This window comes from Psychrobacter sp. CR212 (genome assembly GCF_059693765.1).
The window spans coordinates 252,493-269,828 of sequence record NZ_JCATIF010000003.1; the positions used below are offsets into that span (position 1 = coordinate 252,493).

Genomic DNA, 17,336 nt, shown 5'->3' on the forward strand with positions numbered 1-17,336 from the left:
TTATATCTCATCCTAATCGAGGAGTCTTCATGCCTGCAGTTAAGGTTAAAGAAAACGAACCAGTTGATATCGCTATCCGTCGTTTCAAGCGCGCTTGTGAAAAAGCTGGTGTATTATCAGACGTACGTAAGCGTGAGTTTTATGAAAAACCAACGCAAGTACGTAAGCGCAAAAAAGCTGCTGCCGTAAAGCGTTATAAGAAGAAGTTACAACGCGAAACTATTCGTACTACTCGTATGTACTAATCAATAATCTGATTAGTTAAGTACCAGTGCTACACTAACGCCACTGTTATCCATCGATATCAGTGGCGTTTTTTATGCTACAATTTTCGTTGTTACTGCTGACGCATTTTTTTATCAAAGCCCGCTCTCAGCAGGTTTTACCCCAAAAAAACTTATTAAACAGTACCTAACAAATAGCATTTAACAAACGAATAAGGATAATAGCAGTGAGCCAACTTAAACAGACGTTATCAGACAACATCAAAACTTCTATGAAAGCTCGTGAGCTTGAGCGTGTCAAAATACTGCGCAACGTACAATCAGTGGTCAAACAAATTGAGATCGATCGTCAAACAGAGCTTGATGACGCGCAAGTATTAGAAGTGCTACAAAAACAGCTAAAACAACGTCAAGAGTCGCTCACTATTTTTACTGAAAATGGCCGTGATGATTTGGCGGCCAAAGAGCAGTTTGAAATTGATATTATCAATGAGTTTATGCCGCAGCAAATGAATCAGGATGAAATCATGGCATTGGTCAACGCGGAAATCGCAGAGCAAGGTGCCACTTCTATGCGTGATATGGGCAGCGTGATGGGTGTACTGAAAAACAAGACCGCTGGTCGTGCTGATCCTGCGTTGATCTCTAAAATGGTTAAAGATGCGCTACAAGGCTAATTTTTCATTTTGGGTAGCAAGCCGGCATATGAGCTGCTACTACTGAAAATAATGTCCTCAAGCGCACCCGTTGTTGTACGAAAAACTGACTATTTACAAACCGCCTAAGGCTCAAAGTCTTTGGCGGTTTTTATTGCTTTGATTTCTGCGTTGATATTGGCTAGCAATGGGCGCGCACTATTGCTTTGTGCTGTGGCTTGCAGGTTTTCCGTCAATTGCTTGGCCTGCGTCAGTGATGTCAACGCACTCTCATAGCGCCCATTCCAAAGTTGATCATAACTGCGATAACGCAATGCGTTAATCGTTGCAATATTAGCCAGTTGTGGTGACGTTGCGGTTTTAGCGAGCTTTTCATTAGCAAGCTGCAGACTTTGCCATGCGTAGCGATCGCTTGGTTGATGCTCTGTGAGTGGTTTTAGCAGTACTTGTGCCCTTAATGGCTGATTGCTATTGGTCAGCGCTTCCGCCAAATACAGACGCAAGTCACGGCGCTCAGGATACAGACGCTGCTGACTCTCTAAAATATCTGCAGCTTGTTGCCATTTGCCTTGTTCGCTTAAAAGCTGACTATAAGTAATCGATAGTAAAGGTTCTAGGCTTTGACGCTGCGTATTTGGGAGTTTATTAATCTGTGCCAATACCTCATTAGCCTCTTTGATGCGCTGCTGTTCTCCGTACCAACTCACTAAGGCAAGTTTGGCACCCAGACTATTTTTAGCAGCGGTTGTGAGCGTCACTTCAGAAGCATGTTTGCCAGTAACTTGTACACGCCAATAGAGCAAATCAAACAAGGCTTGATGGCGCTGCTGCTGGCTCAATGACAGTGTGGGATACTGCCCAGCACGGCTCTGCGACTCACTCAGTCGCTCATCACTGAGCGGGTGCGAGCGCACAAAGCTTGGTAAAAAGCGATTTTCAACCTGATTGAGCTGGCTTTGTTGATTCATCGTGGCAAAAAACCGTGGCATTGCCCGAGGGTCATAGCCTGCCTGAGTCATGATTTGCATCCCTACTCGGTCGGCCTCGCGCTCGTTGTTACGGCTAAAAGCCATGCTGCTATTCATAGAGGCTGTCTGGCTACCCGCCATTACAGCCGCCGCCGCATCACCATCGACTGCTGATGCGGCAATCGCAGCCAACATACCGCCTACTTGCATCAGTAAGGCTTTTTTGCGCTCGTCTGCGCTGTGCTCATAGTGACGTTGACTGATGTGCGCGACTTCATGGGCGATGACACTTGCCAGCTCATCCATACTTTTGGCGGCCAATATCGTCCCTGTATTGATCCCGATGACTCCACCAGGTGCCGCAAAAGCATTGATGCTGGGATTATCAAGAATAACTAAGCCAAGTGGTGCTTGCTGACGGGCTTGCGCATTCAATCGCCACGTCATGTCTTTTACCGTTTCTTGCACCCAAGGGTCGTGCTCCATTTTGACCCGACCATTGATGTTCTGTAATGACCACTCACCCAGCATTTTGTTTTGATACTGCTCAGCAAAACTCAGTCCTTGCCCGCGCAAATTGGGTAGCTCTAACGATTGTGACTCTACTGTTTGCCATGAATGATTGGCAAATGGCATAGCTTGGCTATCATCACCATCCTTGCTATGAGCACTTGTAGCAATTACCAGCAGTGTCACTGACAGTCCGATTTTGATACTATTTGAAAAAGATAAAACCACAGAGTTGCGGCTATCTGTTTGCCCAAATAGTTTAGATAGCGAGCTTTCCGACAGCTTATTCATCGAATGGCTGGTGGCTTTAATAAGTCGTGGCGGTCTATTAGCGTGGTACAAATTCGTATCCTATCAGATTGTTGACGACGTCTTTTCGACTATACGAGCTTGTTTGTATAAGGTCAATTCTACTATGTGCTTAGCTACCAATCACTCAGCCACCCGTCACGATTGTGCAACATGACTGTGTGATTCTAATGAACCGAACATGGCGTTGATTATATTCAAATGCAATTATACATCGGCTATTTGGTATAATGGCTAAACACAATAATAGTAAGCTCATGGTTGCCGTAAATAGATTGACGATAATCAAAATAACTGTTTGAGCCTTTTTTAATAAAGAAACCGAAATATTGATACTTGTAAGGTTTGTATTATGTCCGCTGATAGCCAATCACCCATCAAACGCGCATCACACTCTATTTGCTTATCAGCGAACTTATCCGATCTAGAACAGCAAGAGCTCAGTCATCTGTTAGACTTGTTGCCAGTAGAGAATGATGGCCCAGATGTTGGCACTGAGACGAAAATAGATGAAGAGCAACCTTTACTAAATATCAAGCGTTTCGTCGATGGTCGCGGGCTTGCATGCCCCATGCCACTGCTGAAAACCAAGGTTGCGTTACGCGATGTAGCCGCTGGTGACTCATTATATGTGGTCGCGACTGATCCCAACTCACAAGCTGATATCACAGCGTTTTGTCGTCAGAGTCAGCAAACACAAACGAGCGACTACTTAGCGTTAATCGTCAACGAAGTTACTGATTTGTCAGGCAGTAGCACATCATTGCAGCGTTTCGCTACAATATATCACTTCATCATTACCAAAACTGATAGCAACTAAACGCTGCTGTCCTTTACAATTACAACTATAGAGATTTTTATCTGACTATTTGCTTAACTATTTAACCAAGGTCAAGAATATGGCTACTACTACTTCTGATGCTGCGAATGCGAATAAAAAAGACAGCACAGCTCCTATAAAAAACGATGCGCGCGATGCTGCACTAAAGGCAGCTGCACAGCGCCCACCTTATGACGCCAGTACGTTAGGCAATACCAGTACGCGTGATTTGGTGCCAGCAATGCCAACCCATTTGTCAGCGCCAGGGGTCAATTTGGGTGCGTACATCAATACCGTTCATCAAATCCCTATCTTGACTACTGTACAAGAGCAAGAACTTGCCCATCGCTATTATGATGAAGGTGATGTCGAAGCAGCACGTCTGTTAGTAATGTCACATCTGCGTTTTGTCATTCATATTGCACGTAGCTACTCAGGTTATGGACTGCCGCAAGCTGATTTAATCCAAGAAGGCAATTTGGGATTGATGAAGGCGGTCAAACGTTTCGATCCCAATAAAGGTGTGCGCTTAGTGTCTTTTGCCGTACATTGGATCAAAGCTGAAATTCACGAATTTGTCATCCGTAACTGGCGTATCGTAAAAGTTGCGACCACCAAAGCGCATCGTAAATTGTTCTTTAACTTGCGCAGCCTAAAAAAAACCAACAATCAGCTCACGCTAGAAGAAGCAGACGCGATTGCCAAAGACTTGAATGTTACGCGCAAGCAAGTGCTCGAGATGGAGTCACGCCTGACTTCTTATGACGCCTCATTTGAAGCGCAATCCAGTGACGATGATGATGGTCGTTATGCACCGCAGCTGTTTTTGGAAGATGGCATCGATCCTGCTGAGCAGTTGGAAGAAGAAGACTGGGAAGAAAACAACTCGTCAGCGTTGATCGCTGCTATGGGGACATTAGACGATCGCTCACGCGATATCGTCGAGCAGCGCTGGCTCTCTGAGCAAAAATCTACTTTGCACGAGCTGGCCGCGGTTTACTCTATATCCGCTGAACGTGTCCGTCAGATCGAAAAAAACGCGATGGACAAAATTCGTGATGCCATGACCATTGATAGCGTGATCTTACCTGATGATATTCAATAGCATCAAAAAAAGACGAGTGTTGTCATGTTAAATTGGATTGGTATTGCTGCGATTAATATGGCTATTGCTGTCGCTTTGGGTGCATTTGGTGCTCATGGTTTGGAGAATATTGTCAGCGCACAACAGCTTGAATGGTGGCATACCGCGACGCTTTATTTGTTCATACATGCGCTGGGTCTATTAGTTGTGGGCTTACTGATACGCTTAAAATATACCACTCCAGCTACGGCTTGGTTATTGCAAACCGGTATTATTATATTTGCCGGTAGTCTATATGCCATGACGCTTGGAGCACCGCGCTGGTTTGGCGCGATTACGCCCATTGGCGGGGTTCTTATGATTGCAGGTTGGTTATGGCTTGCTATCTCTACATTTCGACTTGAGAACTCAATGGATTAATCCATTCTACTCATACTTGCCGAAAATTGATTGATATTATGAGTATAGATACAAATAGTCGCCTATAAGATTAAAAGCATCTATATTGCGGTTAATACAAGGAATCTCAAATTATTAAGGAGGATTTTATATGAGCACCATTAGTGTTAATGGTAAAAACTTACAAACCACTCATCAGACAGTGCAATTAGTCATCAATGAACTTGGACTCAGTCAAGGACGCTATGCCGTTGAAGTAGATGGTGAGCTAACACCAAAGAGTGAGCTGGCTCAATTGCGTATTGTAGAAGGTATGAATATAGAAGTCGTTCAGGCTGTGGGCGGAGGCTAATTTTTTATATTTCAGTCTGTCATTAGTTTTTATTAATTATCAAGTCTTAACCGCATCATTAGAGACGTACTAAAAAAGACCTCAACGTGTCAAACGTTCGAGGTCTTTTTTCTTTTATAGATCACCAATGAATGAAATAGCTGTTTGTCAAATTTCTTATTTTTTAGCTTGTTCAGACGCTCTTGATGATCTGATTGCCCACTTAATCAACGTTATTCAAACCTATGATTAAGCTGCTGGTACTGCTTCAGCAGGCGTGGTGTCTTGATAGCGATCTTCACGCCCAGCACCCTGAGTCTTTTTGCGCTCTTGACGGGTCTTGTACTTACGTACTTGTCTATCAAGTTTGTCTGCCATCTCATTAATGGCTTTATACATATCATCTTCTAAGGCTTGGACAAACATTTCTTGACCTGAGACGCGCATAATTGCTTCAGCTTTATGGCTTTTTTTACCGCCATCACTTGCGCCGCTATTGTCTAACGATAATATCACTTTAATACTCTGTATCTGATCAAAGTGTCGCTCTACTTTTTCAAGCTTTTCACGAACTACTGTGTCCATAGCTTCGGTAACACTGATATGGTGACCACTGATAGAAACATTCATATTATTGTCCTTGTATTTGTAACTTACATTCAACAGATGAAGTCGCATTCCTGCTCTTATCATCCTGCCTTACCAATAACTTATCCAATGCCTCTAGTAAGATTTCGACGTATCCTTTTATCGTCTCCTTTATTCATTACAAGTAAATACTATAGATTGGCACTTAGATTTCGTTGTTGGTATGACTCTAATTTGTCATGAAAGAGAGATAGTAGCAAGACGTTAAATTGTAATTAAGTGTAACAATAGCTGTTGTTTCCATCATGTTTCTATATAATCAAAAAATTTTATTTTTTATATCTTGCCACAGAAATATCAATGATTACTCAAAATTGTTGCAGATGGCTGTATTTAAACGATTAATACTTCTGTTTGCGCTGAGTAGATGAGCCAATATTCATGGCTTCACGATATTTGGCAACAGTTCTTCTGGCAATATCGATACCATCTGCCAATAATTCTTTTTGAATACGGCTATCCGATAGCGGTTTTTTGGGATCTTCATCAGCGATGAGCTTTTTAATCATGGCACTGATGGCCGTTGATGAGATATCGCCATCCGAACTGCTGACGTGAGAAGAAAAAAAGTGCTTTAGTGAAAATAGTCCTTGCGGTGTCAAAATCGTCTTACTGGTCGTGAGACGTGAAACGGTGGACTCGTGTAGATTTACTTCTTCTGCGATTGCCTTTAAAATAAGGGGCTGCATGGCCGTTGCACCGTGCTGCAAAAACTCCTGCTGATAACGTACAATGCTAGTGGCTACCTTTAATAGGTTTTGATTGCGCTCCTCAATACTGCGGATAAAGAGGCGCGCATCGGTGAGGTTTTCACGCAGGTATTGATTATCAGGACTGTCATCACCGCGTTTGACTAAATTGGCATATTCTTGGTTTACTCGCAGCTTCGGCAAGGTGTCAGGATTGAGGCGTACATGCCAACCGTCTTCTAATGCCTCAGCATTGGCAGTGGCTTTACGACTCCTAATGGGTGTGACTAATACATCTGGAATGTCGTAACTGTCGGGCTGCTGGGTATAATCAGGCTGGTTGATCTGAAAGAGTAATCCGGGTGAAGGGTTTAAGGTGCGCAGTAAGTTAAGCGCAGGGGTTATGTTCTCAGGGGCAAGGCCTGTCCGTTCAGTAAGCGCTTTGATATTGTTACTGACTAAATGCTCGCCCGCTGTTAGCAGCGCTTTTGCTTCTTTGAGATATGCAGTATTGGCGTCTAGCTTGGATAACTGAATCGCTAGGCACTCACTCAAATGACGTGCGCCAACGCCAATCGGATCGCAAGATTGGATCATACGCAATACGGCCATGACCTCGTCGTACTCAACGCGTTCATCCCACTGATAAAAGTTGGCCATGGTATCAAAGCTCTGTAGCAGCTCATCGATATCAATTCGTATGAATCCCATGTCATCCATAGAGTCCATCAAATACTCTGCAATCAGGGTGTCCGCTTCTGATAGGCGCTTAAAGTTGAGCTGCCAACGTACGTGATCTTGGATAGTCGACGAAGTACCGCCCTGATAACTATCAAAATCCTCATCGCCTCTATTATTGCCTGCGCCTGTTGATGTCGAAGCGTAATTCTCTTTATCAAAGCTGCTATCACTATCCATCGCTCCATCATCAATACTAGATTGCTGCAGTTTCTCCCAGCTGTCAGTGCTATCGTCACCATAGTCTGTATGGTTATCAGATCCTGCGCTAGATGCGTCACTGCTGCTTTGGTTCCAGCTATCAAGTGTTAATGACTCGCTTAGCTCATCTGCTCTATCGTCACGGTTATTCTCGTACTCGTCATCATCCTCTTCGATACGTTCAAGCAGCGGATTACTATCCAGTTTGGCTTGAACCTCTTGTGCGAGCTCAAGACTAGAGAGCTGCAGCAATTTAATGGCTTGCTGCATTTGCGGTGTCAGTTTTTGTGAGGTGCTTAGCGTGCTCGCCAATCCGAATGACATACTCATGGGCGGCTTATTACACTCCAGTCTTGGTCATATTGTCTTTATTTTGCCAATTAAGGCGATGATGTCACCTTAACAGGACATGACGATAGCATTTTTTATCACAATTTTGCTACGTTAATTTATATCCTATCCAGATACGATTGGTATGTTTGTGATACAAATTTAGCATGTTTGCCTTAATAACCAACCGATAACTATGAATGGTTTGTTCAGCATCATCAACATTTTATAATAAAAAACGTCATAAAAAATTGTCATGAGCAGCCATCAAGACTTACCCGTCACGGAGAATATTGTCATGACTGACACAACAATGCCCTCTCAATTTAGCACAGCTGCCATTCAAATGAATAGCCAGCAAGACATCGATAGCAATTTAGCGAATATAAAAGCGGCGATCATTGATGCCAAATCGCAAGGTGCTGAACTCGTTGTCGTACCTGAAAACTGCTGTAGCATGGGCCAGCAGTTTGCGACTGCAGAGCGTTTTGACGCGCTATCAGCGACGATGGCAGAGTATGCCCGCACTCATAATATATATCTACTGGCAGGCTCACTGCCTTGCCCTTATCGGCCTGATGGCATGGTCGTTCCTGATGGTCGGCTGCGCCAAGTCAGTCAGTTGTTTGCGCCAGACGGGTCGCGAGTGGCACGATACGATAAAATTCATCTGTTCACCGCGACCGTGGCCGACAAGCAAGGCAGCTACAATGAAGCGGCGACGTTTGAGCCGGGCACGCAGACCGTGGTTGCGCCTCTTGAGTCCGGCGACGCTGTCTATCAGTTGGGTATGATGGTCTGTTTTGATTTGCGCTTTCCTGCTCTAGGACAGCGCTTACGTCAAGCAGGTGCTGATATATTAAGTGCACCGTCTGCTTTTACTTATCTGACTGGACAAGCGCATTGGTCGCTATTGTTAGAGGCACGTGCTTTGGACAGTCAGTGCATGGTGATCGGTGCAGCACAGGGCGGCGATCATGCATATAAAGATGGCAATACTCGCCAGACGTGGGGACATACTACCATTACTGCTTTTGATGGCAGCGTTATTGCGAGCCATGATAGCAGTGAGCTAAATCTGTCTACGACATCTGACATAGATAAAGGATACGCCATCGTCATGGCATCATTAGACAAGCAAGCTCAAGTGCAAGGTCGACAGAAATTACCTATCTTTGATTGTCATCGTTTGGCATAACTTAAGAAGTAACATAGATTGCTTAAACCGTAGATTACTCAATTAGGTAGGATTTTCATCATTTTGAGTGTGGGTGGCTCGTGGATGGGCGCGATCGTAGACCTGTGTTAATTTGGCAAAATCAACATGAGTATAAATCTGTGTGGTGCTGATATCGCTATGTCCTAACATCTCCTGCACGGCACGCAAGTCACCACTACCTGACAGCATGTGTGAGGCAAAGCAATGACGCAGTAGATGTGGATACATGTTTTGCGCAATACCTGCGCGAGTCGCCGCAACTTTTAGACGCTGCTGTACTGCTCGCGTCGATAGTCTGGTGCCGAGTTTTTCGCTAATGAACAAGGCGCTGTCCATCTGCTCTACCCACAGATGACGGTGCGGCAAATAGCGTTTAATCGCTTCTGCTGCTTTTGTGCCTAATGGCACGAGACGAGTTTTATTGCCTTTACCTGTGACTCGCACCCGTAAATCAGACAAGTCCACATCAGCCATATCGAGTGCGACCAACTCGCCAACACGTAGACCACTACTATAGAGCAGCTCAAACATAGCTTTATCACGCAACCACAAGCGCGCCTGCTCTGGCGTATCAGGGATTTGTTGATCGAGTAACTGCGTCAATAAATCCACATCAGCGATAGAGGGTAATGGTCTAGGGCTACGCTTGAGCTGATAGCCGGTCGTTGGATTGATACGCGCCAAATCCTCCTCTATGAGCCAACCATAAAAATGCCGAATCGCTGACAGCTCTTGCTGAACGCTAGCAAGCGCAAGCTTGTCTTCATCGAGACGCTGACTAATATGCTGAGCCAGTTGGCGCTTATCACAACGCGTCCACGTCAGACGCTTACCGCGTAAGAACAGTGCCAGTTGGTTTAAGCCAGCAAAATAAGCGGTCAGCGTATGCGGCGAGTGATTACGCACAGACAGCGTATTGAGCCAACGATGGACAGGTGCTAATAACGCTCGTAGCGCGGCATCTGACTCTATATTCGCCGCCAGCTCAGCTGATAGCCAAGGTGCCGTTTGCGTTGTCTGACCGTCTTGATGAGTGGACATAACCATATCAGAAGCACCCATGTTATTGATATCATTTGTCTAACGACAGATATTAGCCTTCAGAACTTGGCTTAATACCTGCTTGCGCCATCAAACCATCCGGACTAAAGACTCCTTCATAAACAAAAGCAGTCGGACCTGTCATCATAACTGAATAGCCAGGCTGCCACTTGATGATCATGCTGCCACCATAGAGCTGCGCGCGCACTTCTTCGCCTTCATCGAGCCAGCCCTCTCTTACACCGACTGCAACTGCTGCACAGGCGCCCGTGCCGCAAGCTTGCGTCTCGCCCACGCCGCGCTCATACACACGCAGACGAATATGACGCTGGTTCATCACTTGCATAAAGCCCACGTTGACGCGATCTGGGAACGCTGGATGGGACTCAATGGCCTTGCCCAACGTCTCAACCTCAGCGTCCAGCACGTCATCAACTTTGATAACAGCATGTGGGTTGCCCATATTGGCGACATATAGCTGTACAGGTGTGCCATTGACATCGAGGTGATAAGTGTTTTGGATTTTGGTCGTGGCTCTTGGGCTAAAGGGAATCTCATTTGGCTCAAACTTGGGCTTACCCATATCAACCTCTACCCAACCAAACCGATCAGTGGTCAAAGAGATAATGCCGCTCGCCGTCTCAACCCGTAGACGCTGCTTAAATGACAGTTTACGTGCTTGCACAAAACGGGCGAAACAGCGCGCACCATTGCCGCATTGCTCCACCTCGGTGCCATCCGTGTTAAAAATACGGTAACTAAAATCAACATCGGGGCGCATCGGTGGCTCGACCACAAGCAGTTGATCAAAGCCAATACCTAGGTGGCGATCTCCCAATAACGCTACCAACTCCTTGGTCAAATCTAAGCGCTGGGTCACCAAATCGATAACCATAAAATCATTGCCCAGCCCATGCATTTTAGTAAATTCTATTAGCATATCTTTGATGTCCTATCCTATTTTTATGTATGGCTTATATTAGCACGCTGTCAGATACAATCATAATTATCACCGCTATCAAATACTAACTTATCGTTATACCTAAATCTCGATAGACGCCGTTTGCATTTGCCAAAAAAAAACCCACCGTTCGCATCACAGTGGGTTGTCTCTAAGGCTCAAATACTATACGCATGTTAGGCAGCTTTACTGATCCTGCCATAATATCTCATCAGCATATAATGACTCAATTGTTTCGCGTTGACGGATCAATTGATGACGGTCATGATCCACCATCACTTCACACGCACGCGGACGCGAGTTGTAATTACTACTCATGGTAAAGCCATAAGCCCCTGCGCCCGTCACTGCCAAGACAGCTCCTGCCTCTAATGACAGTAAGCGATCTTTTGCTAAAAAATCCCCTGTCTCACAAATCGCGCCAACGATGTCCCACGGCTTTGTACCATTTGTATCAATACCATCGCTCGGCAAGGTACTTGGAATCACGGCCATCTCAGCTTGATATAAAGCAGGACGAATCAAGTCATTCATCGCAGCATCGACAATCGCAAAGTTCTTATGCTCAGTCGGCTTAAGTACATCGACTTGTGTCAATAGCACGCCAGCATTGGCAACGATGCTACGACCTGGCTCAAAGAATACGGTCAAACCAAGCTCGCTCAGCTTTGGCAATAACGCCTCGGCAAACTCATCGATAGACACAGGCGTCTCGTCAATATAACGCACGCCTAGACCGCCACCCAAATCAATATGACGTAGCTCAATGCCATGGTCACGCAGGCTATGTATCAGCTCAATGATTTTATCTAATGCGGCAACAAAGGGTGCCACCTCAGTCAGCTGTGAGCCAATGTGACAGTCAATACCCACGATATTAATATGTGATAGATCTGCCGCTTGCTGATAGACCGCTAAGGCGTCTTCGTGGGTAATACCAAACTTGTTGTCTTTAAGACCTGTTGAGATATACGGATGCGTCTTGGCATCGACATTTGGATTGACGCGTAATGAGATTGGCGCACGTTTATTCAGTGCTGCCGCTACCTCGTTGATCAAGGTCAGCTCACTGATCGACTCGACGTTAAAGCAGCCAATACCTTGGGTCAGTGCATACTCGATATCACTATATGTTTTGCCAACACCTGAGAATACAACGCGCGACGCGGCGCCACCTGCAGCCAATACACGCATCAGCTCACCACGAGAGACGATGTCAAACCCAGCACCTGCCTGCGCAAGCACTCCAAGCACCGCAAGATTCGAGTTTGCTTTTACCGCGTAGCATACCTGATGATCGAGACTGGCAAAGCTATCGGTATAGGCTTGATAAACATCCAGTATCGCCTGCTTTGAGTAGACATAGCATGGCGTACCATATTGTTTTGCCAACTCATCAACACTAACCTGCTCCATATATAGCGCGTCGTCGCGATAGCTTAGCGCGGGCAGATGAGCGCTTAACGCTTTAGGATCAACATATAGACCGTGCTCAGTTTGGATAGTGACAGATTCGCCAGTAGCAACATCGGTTACGTCAGCAGGTAGTTCAGAATGACTCATATAAACATCTCTAATATAATCAGGGTATCAAGGGTAAGAATAAACATTAATAATCGTTAGGATCTGTACTCGGCTCGGGCAGTATTTGCTGTTCATCTAGATAGTCATTTTTTTGATAGGTATCATCATCAATACCAGCAAAAGCGGCATCTTGTGGATGGCTCGTACTATTTAGTACAGATGGGCTACCCTCTACCGTTTGGCTACTGGACTTTGGTAAGTACAAAGCGCCTTTTTGCCCGCAGCCTGACAACCCTACCATCATCGCACTGCCAATGACTAAAGTAATAATGGCGCGGCGACTGGCAAGTCTCCATAAGGCGATATGCCCAGTTTCTGATGAGCGAAGTATAGTATACATAGAGTGGATCACCTGTGAGCGTGTAGCGGTGTAAGTGCGATTAAAAATTGTAATAAATAAAGAGCGAAAAAGGCAGCTCAAAAATGGCCAATATCAAAGTTTTAATCATAGCATTATGACACAAAGCTGTACGCATACTGAACAGCATTGGCCAATAAATTTGGCTCATAGTGGGGATTGGTTTGATGCTTTCATCATAATTTACTGACGGTATCGCTTGATAATTTGCGCATAAAAACATGTCTGATAGGAATTTGGACAATATTTCTTACAATTTTTGATATTCATAAGGCAGCTCTACAACAGCCAATCATCAATGGCTAAAGTACCTAGGAGCCACTAGCTATAACAGATGTACCAATATTTTGAACGCTTGATAGACACCAATTTTAAACCTTACCATTATCGCGGTATAGCTACAAAAATATGTTACATTATACCGCGGCCTTACGGCTATGCTGAGGCTCAGGCCTACGATTCAGCGGTACTGCTATATAGTAATAAGATACAACCATCAGCCTCAGTATGACTAAGATCGATCATATACTTGTTTGATAGATCAGCATGGATATGGCTAATTTTGTGTTAAATACGATCAATCTATCATCACCTTAATATGAGCACGATGCGATGTCAGTGTCGTTTTTATCATAGTAATCTGACGATATGATGATTTTCGACCTACAAAAACCCACCTATAAAAACCAATCTAAGGATAGAGTATGAGCGCCAGCCTAACCACCACTTTTGATGATAAGAACTCTGAAACATCAACCCTGACCAGCCCAACCTTGGTTTTAAACTGCGGCTCGTCTTCCATCAAATACGCGTTGATTAGTGATGACAACTCTACTCGTATCACCGGTCTTGCCGAAAACCTAGGTCTCGATACCGCCCGTATTAAGCACACGACCTTAAACGGTGAAAAACTTGAAATCTCTATTCCTGGTGGTCGCCATAAGCTGGCGCTACAAAAAATCCTTGAGCTACTAGAGCAGTACCACTTCATCGCCGTTGGGCACCGCGTGGTACATGGTGGCCGCGAATACTCCAAAGCCGTTCGCGTTGATGAGCATGCGTTAGAAGAAGTGAAGCGTCTCAAAATATTAGCTCCGCTACACAACCCTGCAAATGCACTGGGTATCGAAGCGGTTCAGGCGATCTATCCTGATATGCCGCAAGTGGTGGTGTTTGACACCGCTTTTCACCAAACCATGCCGCCCGTTGCTTTTCGCTATGCGCTACCAAAATATCTATACGAAGAACATAAAATCCGTCGCTATGGCTTCCATGGCACATCACATGCTTACGTCTCAGAACGCACCAGCCAAATCACTGAGGCAAAAGGCCCACATGGCTGGCTAACAGCACATCTAGGCAATGGTTGCTCAGCCGCCGCAGTATACGATGGCAAAAGTCTCGATACCAGCATGGGTCTGACCCCACTTGAGGGCCTTATGATGGGTACGCGTAGTGGCGATGTGGATCCTAGCTTGCACATGCACCTGAAGCGTCAGCTCGGTATGAGCTTAGAAGAGACCGACAAAATGCTTAATAATGACAGCGGTCTACTTGGTATCTCAGGACTGTCTAACGACTTGCGTACCATCGAGCAAGCAGCCAGTGAAGGTCACGAAGATGCCAAGCTCGCTATCGAGATGTTCTGCTATCGTGCTGGTAAATATCTGGCCAGCCTTAGCTGTGCGCTACCAGAGTTTACCGGTATTGTCTTTACTGGCGGTATCGGTGAGAACTCCGACATTACACGTACCAAAATTCTGGCAGTGATGCGTCATTTCGGTATCAAAATAGATGCTGACAAAAATGCCAGTTTGGTTCGTGGTAAAGAAGGCAGCTTCCACGCAGATGACAGCAGTATCGAGTTATGGGTCGTCCCAACTGATGAAGAGTGCCGTATTGCTCAAGAGACTCGTCAGGCATTGAATTTAATATAAGCGTGAGCGTGTTTGATACGCCATATCTATATAATTAACATTTGTTATAAGGCTATGGCGTACATACTCAGCACATTGCTCATTCTGCCAAGGATGAATTGAACTTAATAATAAAATAAACCGTAGGATACACTATGCAGACCATTTTACTTGTTCCCATTAGCCGCGGTATCGGTGTGACATCAGCCGCGCTTGGACTGATTCGCGCCTTTGATTATAACGGTATCAAAGCGGGCTTTATGAAGCCGTTTTTGCAAGACGATACCCTAGATAAGCAGCACAGCTTAGACAGCTCAAGCGCATTGACCATGCATGCCTTTGGTCTAAAGCCGCCCAAATCGATCAGCCGTCAGCACGTCGAGCGGATGTTGGGCGATGGCAACCTTGATGATTTAATGGAAGAAGTGATTGCCAATTATCACACAATAGATGATGGTCCTGACGTCATCATCTGTGAAGGTCTGGTGCCGACCACTGAGACCTCTTACGCCTCACAAATCAACCGCGCCCTCGCCCATGCTTTAGATGCCAAGATTATATTTGTTGGTGCCGCTGATATCGGTCAACCAGCGGCGTTGGCGGACAAGCTTGATGTGCATGCGCGCGAGTTCGGCGGTGTCATGGATGCACGTACATTAGGCGTGATATTGATGCGGGTACAAGACGTGCCTAATACCTTTGAAAATCAACCAGTCGCTCCGGGTGAGGCGGTCGTCAGCTTAGATCCAACCTTTTTGCAAGAAGTGCAGCGTCTATCGCCTTCGTTCAATACCGACGCGTTTCGCCTCATCGGCGTGGTGCCCTTTAGCGATTCGTTGTCTGTACCGCGCACTTGGGACATTGCCACCGAGCTTGATGCCACTTGGCTTAACGTTGGTGAAGCAAAAACACGTCGTATCAATCGCATCAGTCTAACGGCGCGCTCAGTCGCTCGTGTCAATCAAGTGTTCAAACGTGGTACGTTGATGGTGGTCCCTGGTGACCGCGATGACTTGCTACTGGCCGCAGGATTGGCCTGTATCAATGGTATTCCGCTGGCAGGATTGGTCTTGACAGGTGGTATCCTACCAGGCGAGACCGTAACGGAGCTGTGGCAGTCGGCGCTCAAAACGGGCATCCCTATCATGAGCGTCGAGAGTGACAGCTATCAAACGGTACAGAGCCTTGTCCATATGAGCTCAGAGATTCCAAGTGATGACACTGAGCGTGCGGAAGAAGTAGCGCGTTATGTCGCTGCCCATTTGGATTTGAGCTGGATTAAAGAATACTTTAGCCGTAATCATGAACCGCGCTTGTCCCCATCGGCTTTTCGCCATCAGTTGGTCAAAAAATCACAGCACGCTAAAAAACGTATCGTATTGCCAGAAGGTTCTGAACCACGTACCGTCGAAGCGGCCTGTATCTGTCAGAGCCGCGGTATCGCCGACTGCGTGCTGTTAGCTAAGCGTAGCGATGTCGAGCAAGTCGCCAAAAATCGCGATTTGACGTTGCCAGAAGGTCTAGAAATCATCGACCCTGACACCCTTGATATGAGCAAATATATCGCTGCTGTCGTTGAACGCCGTAAAGGCAAGACTGGCGCAGACGTCGCCGCTGAATATCTAAAAGATACGGTGTATCTTGGCACCATCATGCTACAGCTAGATGAGGTCGACGGTCTGGTTTCAGGTGCGATTCATACCACTGCCAATACCGTACGCCCAGCGTTTCAATTAATCAAAACCGCGCCGCAGTACTCGCTCGTATCGTCCGTGTTCTTTATGCTGTTGCCTGAGCAAGTGGTTGTCTATGGTGACTGTGCGATCAATCCTGATCCGAATGCTGAAGAGTTGGCAGAAATTGCCATTCAATCGGCACAGTCTGCTGCTGCCTTTGGTATCGATCCAAAAGTCGCGATGATCAGCTATTCTACGGGCTCATCAGGGGCTGGCGCGGATGTCGAAAAAGTCGCTCGTGCCACCCAAATCGTCCGTGAGCGTGCGCCGAACCTCAAAGTCGACGGCCCACTACAATATGATGCCGCCTCGGTCATGAGTGTGGGTAAACAAAAAGCGCCTGACTCTCCTGTCGCAGGTCAAGCCAACGTCTTTATTTTCCCTGATCTCAATACTGGTAACACCACGTATAAAGCAGTGCAGCGTAGCGCCAATGTCATCAGCGTTGGACCGATGCTGCAAGGTTTGAATAAGCCAGTCAATGATCTATCACGTGGCGCACTCGTTGATGATATCGTCTATACCATCGCGCTAACTGCTATCCAAGCGTATAGTGATTTGATTTAATCGCTATACGATTTGCCAATCAAAGTCCGTTATACCACCGACTATCA

General features: G+C 45.9%; 16 protein-coding genes. 9 read left to right on the plus strand and 7 right to left on the minus strand.

Annotated elements, in window-relative coordinates; translation table 11 throughout:
* Positions 1 to 29: 29 nt before the first annotated feature.
* The gene (rpsU, locus tag AC58CZ_RS08340) at positions 30 to 245 is read left to right on the plus strand and encodes a 30S ribosomal protein S21 (RefSeq protein ID WP_010195908.1); all 216 of its coding nucleotides are present in this window, start codon (positions 30 to 32) and stop codon (positions 243 to 245) included.
* Between the two features lie 206 nt (positions 246 to 451).
* Positions 452 to 901 carry a GatB/YqeY domain-containing protein gene (locus tag AC58CZ_RS08345; RefSeq protein WP_058025631.1) on the plus strand — a complete coding sequence of 150 codons (450 nt, stop codon included), beginning with the start codon at positions 452 to 454 and terminating at the stop codon, positions 899 to 901.
* A gap of 104 nt (positions 902 to 1,005) precedes the next feature.
* Here AC58CZ_RS08345 and AC58CZ_RS08350 read toward each other — a convergent pair whose 3' ends face one another.
* Complete coding sequence (locus tag AC58CZ_RS08350; protein WP_494223991.1) at positions 1,006 to 2,700, minus strand: M48 family metalloprotease; 1,695 nt, start codon at positions 2,698 to 2,700, stop codon at positions 1,006 to 1,008.
* A gap of 319 nt (positions 2,701 to 3,019) precedes the next feature.
* Here AC58CZ_RS08350 and AC58CZ_RS08355 point away from each other — a divergent pair, with 319 nt between their 5' ends.
* From AC58CZ_RS08355 to thiS, 4 genes are all read left to right on the plus strand, one after another.
* Positions 3,020 to 3,487, plus strand: a complete 468-nt coding sequence (locus tag AC58CZ_RS08355; RefSeq protein WP_494223990.1) for a sulfurtransferase TusA family protein — start codon at positions 3,020 to 3,022, stop codon at positions 3,485 to 3,487.
* Between the two features lie 241 nt (positions 3,488 to 3,728).
* Complete coding sequence (gene rpoH, locus AC58CZ_RS08360) at positions 3,729 to 4,592, plus strand: RNA polymerase sigma factor RpoH (protein ID WP_201601468.1); 864 nt, start codon at positions 3,729 to 3,731, stop codon at positions 4,590 to 4,592.
* 24 nt (positions 4,593 to 4,616) lie between these two features.
* On the plus strand, positions 4,617 to 4,991 hold the full coding sequence (locus AC58CZ_RS08365; RefSeq protein WP_494223989.1) for a DUF423 domain-containing protein: 375 nt from the start codon (positions 4,617 to 4,619) through the stop codon (positions 4,989 to 4,991).
* 130 nt (positions 4,992 to 5,121) lie between these two features.
* The gene (gene thiS / locus AC58CZ_RS08370; RefSeq protein ID WP_058025626.1) at positions 5,122 to 5,322 is read left to right on the plus strand and encodes a sulfur carrier protein ThiS; all 201 of its coding nucleotides are present in this window, start codon (positions 5,122 to 5,124) and stop codon (positions 5,320 to 5,322) included.
* Between the two features lie 228 nt (positions 5,323 to 5,550).
* On the opposite strand, the gene hpf is transcribed toward thiS, so the two are convergent.
* Positions 5,551 to 5,931: a ribosome hibernation-promoting factor, HPF/YfiA family gene (gene hpf / locus AC58CZ_RS08375; protein WP_494223988.1), complete on the minus strand. Its 381-nt coding sequence runs from the start codon at positions 5,929 to 5,931 to the stop codon at positions 5,551 to 5,553.
* A 359-nt stretch (positions 5,932 to 6,290) separates the two neighbouring features.
* Positions 6,291 to 7,907: an RNA polymerase factor sigma-54 gene (locus AC58CZ_RS08380; protein WP_494223987.1), complete on the minus strand. Its 1,617-nt coding sequence runs from the start codon at positions 7,905 to 7,907 to the stop codon at positions 6,291 to 6,293.
* 298 nt (positions 7,908 to 8,205) lie between these two features.
* Between AC58CZ_RS08380 and AC58CZ_RS08385 the strand changes: the two genes are divergently transcribed.
* Positions 8,206 to 9,105: a nitrilase-related carbon-nitrogen hydrolase gene (locus tag AC58CZ_RS08385; protein ID WP_494223986.1), complete on the plus strand. Its 900-nt coding sequence runs from the start codon at positions 8,206 to 8,208 to the stop codon at positions 9,103 to 9,105.
* 42 nt (positions 9,106 to 9,147) lie between these two features.
* Here the strand turns inward: AC58CZ_RS08385 and AC58CZ_RS08390 are convergent, their stop codons facing one another.
* From AC58CZ_RS08390 to lptM, 4 genes are all read right to left on the minus strand, one after another.
* A complete protein-coding gene (locus tag AC58CZ_RS08390) occupies positions 9,148 to 10,173 on the minus strand; it encodes a tyrosine-type recombinase/integrase (protein ID WP_494223985.1) in 1,026 nt (341 codons plus the stop codon).
* Between the two features lie 46 nt (positions 10,174 to 10,219).
* Positions 10,220 to 11,107 carry a diaminopimelate epimerase gene (dapF, locus tag AC58CZ_RS08395; protein WP_494223984.1) on the minus strand — a complete coding sequence of 296 codons (888 nt, stop codon included), beginning with the start codon at positions 11,105 to 11,107 and terminating at the stop codon, positions 10,220 to 10,222.
* 207 nt (positions 11,108 to 11,314) lie between these two features.
* Entirely contained in the window at positions 11,315 to 12,691 is a 1,377-nt protein-coding gene (gene lysA / locus AC58CZ_RS08400; RefSeq protein ID WP_494223983.1) for a diaminopimelate decarboxylase, read from the minus strand.
* Positions 12,692 to 12,737: 46 nt separating this feature from the next.
* Positions 12,738 to 13,052 carry an LPS translocon maturation chaperone LptM gene (gene lptM / locus AC58CZ_RS08405; protein ID WP_494223982.1) on the minus strand — a complete coding sequence of 105 codons (315 nt, stop codon included), beginning with the start codon at positions 13,050 to 13,052 and terminating at the stop codon, positions 12,738 to 12,740.
* A gap of 722 nt (positions 13,053 to 13,774) precedes the next feature.
* Between lptM and AC58CZ_RS08410 the strand changes: the two genes are divergently transcribed.
* Both AC58CZ_RS08410 and pta read left to right on the plus strand, forming a co-directional pair.
* Positions 13,775 to 15,007 (plus strand): acetate/propionate family kinase, encoded by a 1,233-nt coding sequence (locus tag AC58CZ_RS08410; RefSeq protein WP_494223981.1) that lies wholly within the window; start codon positions 13,775 to 13,777, stop codon positions 15,005 to 15,007.
* A gap of 134 nt (positions 15,008 to 15,141) precedes the next feature.
* Positions 15,142 to 17,289: a phosphate acetyltransferase gene (pta, locus tag AC58CZ_RS08415; protein ID WP_212563985.1), complete on the plus strand. Its 2,148-nt coding sequence runs from the start codon at positions 15,142 to 15,144 to the stop codon at positions 17,287 to 17,289.
* Positions 17,290 to 17,336 lie beyond the last annotated feature (47 nt).

What these genes read in the sequence shown, in the direction of transcription:
- AC58CZ_RS08365 (WP_494223989.1), top strand. Translation starts at nt 4,617, where the DNA reads ATGTTAAATTGGATTGGTATTGCTGCGATTAATATGGCTATTGCTGTC.
- AC58CZ_RS08380 (WP_494223987.1), bottom strand. Translation starts at nt 7,907, where the DNA reads ATGAGTATGTCATTCGGATTGGCGAGCACGCTAAGCACCTCACAAAAA.
- AC58CZ_RS08385 (WP_494223986.1), top strand. Translation starts at nt 8,206, where the DNA reads ATGACTGACACAACAATGCCCTCTCAATTTAGCACAGCTGCCATTCAA.
- thiS (WP_058025626.1), top strand. Translation starts at nt 5,122, where the DNA reads ATGAGCACCATTAGTGTTAATGGTAAAAACTTACAAACCACTCATCAG.
- pta (WP_212563985.1), top strand. Translation starts at nt 15,142, where the DNA reads ATGCAGACCATTTTACTTGTTCCCATTAGCCGCGGTATCGGTGTGACA.
- hpf (WP_494223988.1), bottom strand. Translation starts at nt 5,931, where the DNA reads ATGAATGTTTCTATCAGTGGTCACCATATCAGTGTTACCGAAGCTATG.
- AC58CZ_RS08390 (WP_494223985.1), bottom strand. Translation starts at nt 10,173, where the DNA reads ATGGTTATGTCCACTCATCAAGACGGTCAGACAACGCAAACGGCACCT.
- dapF (WP_494223984.1), bottom strand. Translation starts at nt 11,107, where the DNA reads ATGCTAATAGAATTTACTAAAATGCATGGGCTGGGCAATGATTTTATG.
- rpoH (WP_201601468.1), top strand. Translation starts at nt 3,729, where the DNA reads ATGCCAACCCATTTGTCAGCGCCAGGGGTCAATTTGGGTGCGTACATC.
- AC58CZ_RS08355 (WP_494223990.1), top strand. Translation starts at nt 3,020, where the DNA reads ATGTCCGCTGATAGCCAATCACCCATCAAACGCGCATCACACTCTATT.
- rpsU (WP_010195908.1), top strand. Translation starts at nt 30, where the DNA reads ATGCCTGCAGTTAAGGTTAAAGAAAACGAACCAGTTGATATCGCTATC.
- AC58CZ_RS08410 (WP_494223981.1), top strand. Translation starts at nt 13,775, where the DNA reads ATGAGCGCCAGCCTAACCACCACTTTTGATGATAAGAACTCTGAAACA.
- lptM (WP_494223982.1), bottom strand. Translation starts at nt 13,052, where the DNA reads ATGTATACTATACTTCGCTCATCAGAAACTGGGCATATCGCCTTATGG.
- lysA (WP_494223983.1), bottom strand. Translation starts at nt 12,691, where the DNA reads ATGAGTCATTCTGAACTACCTGCTGACGTAACCGATGTTGCTACTGGC.